Here is an 8,232-nt window from a genome sequence, read left to right on the forward strand (position 1 = left end):
CCACTCCTTTCATTTATGTGCGACGATATGCAGTTCTTCTTTTTTCTGAATTACCCGGATGTCGGAAAAGCCGGCTTGGGACAGCAACTGTTTCAGTTCTTCGGCTCCGTACACCGTCATTCCCTTTATCCGCTCCGTCCACGCCTTTCCGAGTTCGGGGTCGCTCGCTTCCAGACTGATGAGAAAGCAGCCCCCTTTCCGGATCACGCGGAAGACTTCGGCCAGCGCCTTGCTGACGGAAGACCAGAAATAGACGGTCTCGAAGGCCGTAACGGCATCGAAGGCCCCGTCCCCGTAAGGCAGGGAGCAGACATCGCCCTGCTGTATGAAACATCGGCGGTCCAGTTCTCCCGCATTGTGCCTGCGGGCGAAGGCGACGCTCTCCTCCGACAGGTCCATGCCGTAAACTTTTCCCTGCGGACACAGCTTCAGCAGACGCTTCACGTTGGCGCCGCCCCCGCATCCGATGTCCAGCACATTCCATTCCGGCCGCCAGTCCACCTGTTTCATGCCGCGATGGGCCAGCGAAGCGTGGAAACAGTTCATTCCCCGCAAAATCATCCGTCCCCAGAATCCCTGCGGACAACTCGTATTCTGTAAAATATCGTTCAAGAAACTATTCTTTTTCATATCTCCGTATTCAATTTTTGTTCAACTTCCAATGATAAGCGCTCGTATAGGCATCCCACATGTTCTTGTAGAGCCCCTCGGCGACGGATAAGTCGTCGTGCTGGCCCTGCTGTACGATCCGTCCCTGCTGCAAGACCACGATGTTGTCCGCCGAGACGATGGACGACAGCCGGTGGGCGATAATAATCACGGTCTTGCCTTTTATCAGGGATTGAAGGGCCTGCTGCATCTTGTATTCGTTCTCCGGATCGGCGAAGGCCGTGGCTTCGTCCAGTACCAGTATCGGCGCATTCTTCAGAATGGCGCGGGCCACGCATACCCGCTGCGCCTCGCCGCCCGACAGATACACGCCCTCGTCGCCTATTCTCGTCTCGTAGCCTTGCGGCAGCCGCTCGATGAACTCGTGGCACTGGGCGGCTTTGGCCGCCGCCACGACCGTTTCTTTCGTTGCGGCGGGGGAACCGACGGCGATGTTCTCGTACAGCGTGTCGTAGAACAGGAACGTATCCTGAAAGACGAATGAAACGGTATCCATCAACTGCGTCGTAGCGATGTTCTTGATGTTCACGCCACCGATGAGAATCTCGCCCTGCTCCACGTCCCAGAAACGGGGAATCAGGTTCGCGACGGTGGACTTGCCGCTTCCCGAAGGCCCCACGAGCGCCGTAATCCGGCCTTGCGGCGCCGTGAAGCAAACATCGCGCAGCGCCTCGGTACGTGTGCCCTGTTCCGTATTTTCGTAGGAGAATGACACGTGGCGGAACTCCACCTCATACGACTGCGGCACTTCGGGGTGTTCCGGTTCGGGAACGGGCTTTTTCTCCAGAATGCGGTCGATACGCGCCACGCCTTCGTCGATCTCCTTGGTGTTTCCGCCCAGGAACGTCAGTTTGTAGATGGGCGAAGCCACACCCGGTCCCATGATGATGAAAAACAGCCATACGGCGGCCAATGCGAGCGACTGCGGATTCCCTTGTATCAGCAGGATACCCACGGGAAGAATGAACGTCACCATCGAACCCAGCAGGACGGTGAACGCGATCATCCCGTTCTGGTAGGTGTCGCAGCATTTCAGGGCGAACGTCTTGTAAGCCTGTATCTCGGCGTTGAACTGCCGGAACGAGCGGACGCTCTGTCCGAATATCTTCACCACGGGCATTCCCCTGACGTACTGCACGGCGGAGGCGCTCATCTTTTCCTGCGCATCATAGTAAATACTCATGAACTCCCGTGCCTTCTTCCCCATGAAATTGGAGAATTGCAGGGCGAAGCTCAACAGCACCACGGCCAGACAGACCGCCGTCAGCCATGTATCCAGCGAGAAAAAGATGACGAGCATCACCACGACCGTCGCCACTACGTTCACCAAATCGGGAATCGTGTGGGCGATGAATCCCTCGATTTTCTCGATGTTCTGCTCCATCGTCTTCTTGATGGCTCCGGTAGAGGTGTTGTTGAGATAACCCAGCGACAGCTTGCCGATATGCTCGGACAGCCGGACACGCAATCCGTACAGAATGCGGAATGCAGCCACGTGCGAGGACATCAGGGCGGCGTACAGCAGCACCAGTCCGCCGATAAGCCCGCAGAAGGCGATCCAGCCCCAACGAATCATGCCGGCTTCGTCCACCGAAGCCGGGCTTGTACCGTGCGTCAGCAGCTCTTTCAACACCTCGTACACCGCCCAATAGGGTACGAGCATACACACGGCGCTGCCTGCCGACAGCAGACCCGCCAGAAAAAGCAGCCCTTTCTTCTGCCCCGCGATCTCGAACAGGCGGGACAGACCTTCTTTCTTCTTTTCTTTTGTTTCCATATATTGAATTTTATCCGATTCTCTCTATCCGTTGTTGGTAAATTCCTGTAAATCTTCCGGCCGGATTACAACAGCCCCGTCAGCCGCTCCCCGCTCTTTTGTCAGCCGGAAATCGCAGCACGAAGCACCGTGTGCCAATGTGCGGGTCCGTGTCAGCCGGATACCGAGTACATCGTGTGTGATATAATCATTCACGCAGAAATAGGGAAAAAAGCACTCGACGCCAATACGGGAACAGAGTTCGGCGACCGGGCACCGGGCAATGTCCATACCGACATCGAACGTATCGTCCGCATTCGGCAACACGCAATCGAACAGCCAATCGTCCTCTGTGGAAACATGCGAAGCGGAAGCGATGCGACGCACATAGTCGGGCGAACACAACATTTCGCGTATTTCCGAAATTTTTTCAGAAGGGATACTCGACAACGTGAGCTTTTTCAATGCTTTCTGCGTAACAATGGAAAGTTCTGCCGGACTCCATCCTCTGGCCGACAGTTCTTGCCACAGACCGATCTCATAGGCTATACCGATAATGTTTTTCACCCATGGTGATGTCGGCGGGACATCCGGAATGATTGCGGAGATACGATGAAAATTCTCGACAGCCGCTTCCATCACGGAATCAACGGATTCGACCGACAAACGGGATGCCAGTTCTTCCCTGAAAAATTCTTCGAACCGTTCCAACATTGGGAGATAAGGTTCAATCGTCGTCTCTTTCATCTTTCATGGAGAATTGCCGCCGTGTCACGGGAATTCGATACGATTTCATATCCCAACATCGAACTGAACTTGTAGCACAGCCGCGTCATCCGTCCCAATATTTGCCCGAAGAAGAAGCCCCAGCGCGGACGGAAAAACTTCATGTAATTGGCCTGTTCCAAAAGGCGTAGGCGGGGTTCCCATTGTTCTACCAGACGCCCGTCGCTCAGACCGGAGCGGATTTGCGCCTCGTGTTCACGGAGCGAATCGGGTTTCACTCCGTGACGGCTCATCATCGTACCGCAGACGTCGAACCACAGTTCGCCGCCCCCGAAACGCTCGGCCACATGGTGCAGAAATGTTTTTACCTGCTTTTCATAGAAATACATCAGCACGCCTTCGACCACGAAGATGAAATGCGCATCGGGATGCCGGCGACGCAGGTCGTCCAGCCAGCCGGCATCCAGCAGGGAGGCCGCAATGTAGGGGTTGCCCGGCTGCTCCGGAATCAGCTCGCGGCGCAGCGCGATGACTTCCGGCAGGTCCATGTCGTAGAATACGGCCTTCCCGTCGCCGATACGCTGGAAACGGGTGTCCAGACCACAGCCCACATTCACCACCACCGCATCGGCGTGCTTCCCTATGAAGCGGCGCACGGCACGGTCGAAAAACCACCCGCGCACGACGCAGCCGACCTCGCTCAACTTCGCCCCGTCGAAACGGGAGTAGTCGTATTCCAGACTGTCCACCAGCCCCTCCGCAACCTTGTCGTTCAGAATCGGGTTCTTTCGGCGGCTCTCTTTCGCCCTGTAATAGAGCGGAATGAGCAATGTCTCGGCGACAATGCTCTCGAATTTATGTCTCTGTTTCATTTGTTATGATATTTATTAATGAACGATATTCAGATTTGTTCACGAATAAAAAAAGAGGAAACCTTTGTGAAGATTTCCTCTTTTCCCGCTGCCCCGTTACGGCAGCTTGTCCGTATGTGTCTTTTCTATCTGTCATACCTTGATAATGGCCCTCCAACCTTGAATTTCAAACAGAATATAGTCATGCAGAATGGATTCCATTTCCTGTTTGGGCACCGCGTGCATCAACAGCTCCTCGAACAGCGTGAACATCCACACCGTATGCAGGTGAATGATAAAATCGGACACAGCCGTATTTATATTCGGGTACTTCTTCTTCATGGCGGCGAACCATGCCTTGACCAGCCCGGTCGAACGGTCGGTGTAGCTTTCGCGAAAATGTTCCAGCGAAGAGCCTTGGGCACGGAACAACAGGATCTCCAGCAGGCTGCGATGCGTTTCGATGAGCGAAACGTATTCGTCGATACAGGCTTTCAGGTATTTTTCGGAACGCATCGTCATCACGTCCTCGCCGCGTATGCCGTGATGCTCCTGCAACATGGCTTCCATAGCGTGCAGGACGGGACGGACCACTTCACAGAACAATTCGTCCTTGTTCCGGAAATAATTATATATGTTCCCCACACCGACACCGACGGCTCCGGCAATCTCGCGCATGGAGGTCTTGGAATACCCCTGCTGCCCGAATCGCTGTTCGGCGACTGCCAATATGCGGCCGCGTATGTCTTCTTTGAGTACCTGCATAAATAATGAACGATGTTTCCGTTTATATTTTTGCAAAAGTACGGGGTTTGAATTTACTGGACAATACCTATTTATGGTGATTTTACATGATTGAAATAAGGGAAAAGCAGGTATTACCGGAGGTAGCGAAATACCTTGTCTATATCCTTGTCTATATCCGAAAGGAAAAGTCATATTGTTCATTGAAAAGGAGAAAGTCTCATAGATTATAATTACTTTTGTACATAAAACCCAAAGAATCAAATATAAAATGGCAAAGATTACAGTAAAAGACACAAGTGTCACAATTATATCAGTCAACGAGAATGATTATATCAGCCTGACAGACATAGCAAGATACAAAAGCGATGACCCGACTGCGGTTATCGGGAACTGGCTGCGTAACCGGAATACAATAGAATATCTGGGTATTTGGGAGAGTTTGTACAACCCGAGTTTTAAACCCCTCGAATTCGAGGGGTTTAAAAAGGAAGCCGGGCTGAACGCCTTTACCTTATCACCGACAAAATGGATAAGTACGACAAACGCAATAGGCATACTCTCCAAATCGGGACGCTACGGCGGCACTTACGCTCACAAGGATATAGCATTTAAGTTTGCAAGCTGGATTTCCGTTGAATTTGAACTGTATATTATAAAGGAGTTCCAACGATTAAAGACCGAGGAACAACAGCAACTCGGTTGGTCAGCCAAACGGGAACTGTCGAAAATCAACTACCGCATACATACCGATGCCATAAAACAGAACCTTATCCCGGCAGAGGTAACCGCCAAACAAGCCAGTATTATCTATGCCGATGAAGCCGATATGCTGAATGTGGCGATGTTCGGTATGACCGCCAAGATGTGGCGTGAGCAACACCCCGAACTGAAAGGGAATATCCGGGACTATGCCACAATCAATGAGCTTATTTGCCTCTCAAATATGGAAAACCTCAATGCAGTATTTATAGACCAAGGTATTCCGCAGGGTGAGCGGTTGATTAAACTCAATCAGATAGCCATTCAACAGATGAGAATATTGGGAACTGGCGGCAGCGAACGCAAGTTATTAAAGTAGATGAGTCTCTATCAGAATTTGTGCCGAGTACGTGATGAACAATACACTATCAAACCATGACGAATAAAGATGAAATGACAATGAACTCTGATAAAAACGCCTATTTTCTATCGCTTCCGGAGATAACCGAATTATCCGTTCCTCCTAAAACGATATTGTTGGAAGAAGGCAAGGTAGCCGACAGAATGTACCTGATCCGGAAAGGTTGCCTGCGCCTGTTTTTCAACAACGAAGGACGGGACATCACTTTCCAGTTCTTTTTCGAAGGGGATTTCGTCGCGTCATTCGACAGCCTGTATCAACGGACACCGAGCCTTTTTTCCCTGGAAAGCATAGAGCCGGCAGAACTGTCGGTTATGAAGCGGGAAGATTTTTTCAGAAACCTCGGACAGAAGCCCGCGCTACGGCAGATATATGAGGAAAAAATCATCGAACGCTTCCATGTTTATCAGCGGCTCTTCCTTTCCCGCATAAAGAACACCCCCCAACAACGGTATGAAGAACTGCTGAAAGAACACCCCTCTATCATACAGCGGATTCCCCAGCATTATATTGCCTCCTATTTGGGGATTACTTCTGTTTCCCTGTCGAGGATCAGAAACAGGCGATAGTTCATTTCTTTACATTTGTTATCGTCCGGTTCCAGTCGAAGATGCGAACTTTGCCGCATCTATTAAAACCGAAAGACAGATGAAAAAGATTTTTATAATAGACTGGAGCCTGATTCCCGTGTTTGTCCTGTCCGCATACTCCGGAATCGAATTGCATGTGGCCGACTATGAAGGCAATCACGAGGTATGGCATAATTGGGCAGTTTTCCATGTCCTGACGAGCCTGCTGTTCCTCATGGCCTCCATATTTCATATAGCGACGCATTGGGGCTGGTACAAGGGAACTGCCAAGAACGGAATAGGCCGGAAAAGCAAGGTCACGGCGGTACTGTCGGTCCTGTTCCTGTCCGTGGTTCTGACCGGATTTGCCCTGTTAGGCATAGAAGGAGCAGGTTCCCCGGTCGGGCAATGTCATTTTTGGGCAGGAATCGTTACAACTGTCCTTTCTATCGGCCATATACTGAAACGCCTTCCGTTGCTACGCAAATCATTGAAATAAGCACAACCTATTCAACGGACAACTTCCGGACAAAGCGTTCTTACAGAAATCGGGGTACTTATTACAAATGCGGCTTCTTGCTTACTGTCGAGAAGACCGCATTTTTCTTTATTTTTCGGCATATCATTCGATTTCAGCATTGCTCGTCCAACCATTTGGGGCATCCGGTCCATTCGTTGCCCCTTCAAATCCGGCATCAGAGAATGGCTGTTGTCATAGGCACCGACTTCATGCAGTTCCACGAATGAGGCATTTCCTCCGTAACGGTTTATGTTTTTCACGAGCTTACGGCCTGTCCGGAGAAAACATACGTGCCAGTTTTTCCCGACGAGATTCCGAAAAGACATTAAAATAGTTGAAGAATAAAATGTTACGCATACAATTATGTACAGAATCCTTTCATTTCGAACCATCATGCCTTATTTATACCGGACGGGGGCAATGTCGCTCCCGTAAAATAATTAAGGATTATGATAATAGGTTATTTAAGGGTCAGCACGGGCAAACAGAACCCGGCTAACCAACAAGACGAGATCCGGCGTTTCGCCGACAGTAGAAATCTTTCCGTCAGCCAGTGGGTGACGGAGGTCGCCAGCGGCAAGAAGAAGGGGTGCGACCGCAAATTAGGGGGACTGATACGGCGCATGAAACGGGGCGACACGCTGATTGTCACGGAAGTTTCGCGGCTAAGCCGCACGCTGACGGACCTCATGGCCATCATGGGCAAGTGTCTGGAGAAGGGAATCAACCTTTACACAACCAAGGAGGGGTATTCGTTCGACAACTCCATCAACAGCAAGGTACTTTGTTTCGCGTTCGGTCTGGTAGCGGAAATTGAACGCAACCTGATTTCGATGCGCACGAAGGAGGCTCTCGCCCTCCGGAAAGCCGAGGGTGTCGTCCTTGGTCGGAAAAAAGGCAGCTACACGAAAATGAACGTGCTGATCGAAAACCGAAAGGTCATCGTTGGCATGTTGAAGCGGAACTGTACGATTGCCGATATATGCAGGCGTTTCGACATTTCGCGGGATACATTCATGAAATTCCGTAGCCGCTATAAGGAAATAGATAAGGCCATGAAAGAGAAAGAGATAAGACGGAAAGGGGAGTTGCAAAAACGGAGGGTATGATTTTACGTTCGTTTTCAGCCACAAAATTACAAAAACACGAATTATCCACAAAAAAAATCTGCAAAAAATTGCGTTTCAGTTCTTTGAGTAGGACAAATTTTCCCGGAGTGTCCGAATAATACGACCTTTTTTCCGATAGTCTTTTTAACGAACGATTAAACCAAC

The 8,232-nt window shown here is 50.7% G+C and carries 10 protein-coding genes; 4 read left to right on the forward strand and 6 right to left on the reverse strand.

Annotation, left to right across the window (positions count from 1 at the left end):
* Nucleotides 1-9 precede the first annotated feature (9 nt).
* The 5 genes from H8S52_RS02040 to H8S52_RS02060 all read right to left on the reverse strand — a co-directional run bounded on the left by H8S52_RS02040 (nucleotide 10) and on the right by H8S52_RS02060 (nucleotide 4,767).
* Nucleotides 10-630 carry a class I SAM-dependent methyltransferase gene (locus H8S52_RS02040; protein ID WP_007571993.1) on the reverse strand — a complete coding sequence of 207 codons (621 nt, stop codon included), beginning with the start codon at nucleotides 628-630 and terminating at the stop codon, nucleotides 10-12.
* 10 nt (nucleotides 631-640) lie between these two features.
* Nucleotides 641-2,446, reverse strand: coding sequence for an ABC transporter ATP-binding protein (locus H8S52_RS02045; protein WP_007571990.1), 1,806 nt, complete (start codon nucleotides 2,444-2,446; stop codon nucleotides 641-643).
* 24 nt (nucleotides 2,447-2,470) lie between these two features.
* A complete protein-coding gene (locus tag H8S52_RS02050; protein WP_007571988.1) occupies nucleotides 2,471-3,172 on the reverse strand; it encodes an L-2-amino-thiazoline-4-carboxylic acid hydrolase in 702 nt (233 codons plus the stop codon).
* Nucleotides 3,169-4,023: a class I SAM-dependent methyltransferase gene (locus tag H8S52_RS02055; RefSeq protein ID WP_007571986.1), complete on the reverse strand. Its 855-nt coding sequence runs from the start codon at nucleotides 4,021-4,023 to the stop codon at nucleotides 3,169-3,171. The genes H8S52_RS02050 and H8S52_RS02055 overlap by 4 nt, the downstream gene beginning before the upstream one ends.
* A gap of 132 nt (nucleotides 4,024-4,155) precedes the next feature.
* On the reverse strand, nucleotides 4,156-4,767 hold the full coding sequence (locus H8S52_RS02060) for a TetR/AcrR family transcriptional regulator (protein ID WP_007571984.1): 612 nt from the start codon (nucleotides 4,765-4,767) through the stop codon (nucleotides 4,156-4,158).
* 250 nt (nucleotides 4,768-5,017) lie between these two features.
* On the opposite strand from H8S52_RS02060, the gene H8S52_RS02065 reads away from it, so the two are divergent.
* From H8S52_RS02065 to H8S52_RS02075, 3 genes are all read left to right on the forward strand, one after another.
* Nucleotides 5,018-5,827 (forward strand): KilA-N domain-containing protein, encoded by an 810-nt coding sequence (locus tag H8S52_RS02065; RefSeq protein WP_007571983.1) that lies wholly within the window; start codon nucleotides 5,018-5,020, stop codon nucleotides 5,825-5,827.
* 56 nt (nucleotides 5,828-5,883) lie between these two features.
* Nucleotides 5,884-6,438, forward strand: a complete 555-nt coding sequence (locus tag H8S52_RS02070) for a Crp/Fnr family transcriptional regulator (RefSeq protein WP_007571982.1) — start codon at nucleotides 5,884-5,886, stop codon at nucleotides 6,436-6,438.
* A gap of 79 nt (nucleotides 6,439-6,517) precedes the next feature.
* Entirely contained in the window at nucleotides 6,518-6,937 is a 420-nt protein-coding gene (locus H8S52_RS02075) for a DUF4405 domain-containing protein (RefSeq protein ID WP_007571980.1), read from the forward strand.
* 11 nt (nucleotides 6,938-6,948) lie between these two features.
* Here H8S52_RS02075 and H8S52_RS02080 read toward each other — a convergent pair whose 3' ends face one another.
* The gene (locus tag H8S52_RS02080) at nucleotides 6,949-7,218 is read right to left on the reverse strand and encodes a hypothetical protein (RefSeq protein WP_225719305.1); all 270 of its coding nucleotides are present in this window, start codon (nucleotides 7,216-7,218) and stop codon (nucleotides 6,949-6,951) included.
* A 189-nt stretch (nucleotides 7,219-7,407) separates the two neighbouring features.
* Here H8S52_RS02080 and H8S52_RS02085 point away from each other — a divergent pair, with 189 nt between their 5' ends.
* Complete coding sequence (locus H8S52_RS02085; protein WP_007571976.1) at nucleotides 7,408-8,067, forward strand: recombinase family protein; 660 nt, start codon at nucleotides 7,408-7,410, stop codon at nucleotides 8,065-8,067.
* Nucleotides 8,068-8,232 lie beyond the last annotated feature (165 nt).

The sequence above is a fragment of the Bacteroides sp. NSJ-48 genome, from assembly GCF_014287405.1.
GTDB classification, from domain to species: domain Bacteria; phylum Bacteroidota; class Bacteroidia; order Bacteroidales; family Bacteroidaceae; genus Bacteroides; species Bacteroides stercoris.

Bases quoted from the DNA above. Each gene is read 5' to 3' on its own strand.
- H8S52_RS02040 (WP_007571993.1), bottom strand. From the start codon at position 630: ATGAAAAAGAATAGTTTCTTGAACGATATTTTACAGAATACGAGTTGT.
- H8S52_RS02045 (WP_007571990.1), bottom strand. From the start codon at position 2,446: ATGGAAACAAAAGAAAAGAAGAAAGAAGGTCTGTCCCGCCTGTTCGAG.
- H8S52_RS02050 (WP_007571988.1), bottom strand. From the start codon at position 3,172: ATGAAAGAGACGACGATTGAACCTTATCTCCCAATGTTGGAACGGTTC.
- H8S52_RS02055 (WP_007571986.1), bottom strand. From the start codon at position 4,023: ATGAAACAGAGACATAAATTCGAGAGCATTGTCGCCGAGACATTGCTC.
- H8S52_RS02060 (WP_007571984.1), bottom strand. From the start codon at position 4,767: ATGCAGGTACTCAAAGAAGACATACGCGGCCGCATATTGGCAGTCGCC.
- H8S52_RS02065 (WP_007571983.1), top strand. From the start codon at position 5,018: ATGGCAAAGATTACAGTAAAAGACACAAGTGTCACAATTATATCAGTC.
- H8S52_RS02070 (WP_007571982.1), top strand. From the start codon at position 5,884: ATGACGAATAAAGATGAAATGACAATGAACTCTGATAAAAACGCCTAT.
- H8S52_RS02075 (WP_007571980.1), top strand. From the start codon at position 6,518: ATGAAAAAGATTTTTATAATAGACTGGAGCCTGATTCCCGTGTTTGTC.
- H8S52_RS02085 (WP_007571976.1), top strand. From the start codon at position 7,408: ATGATAATAGGTTATTTAAGGGTCAGCACGGGCAAACAGAACCCGGCT.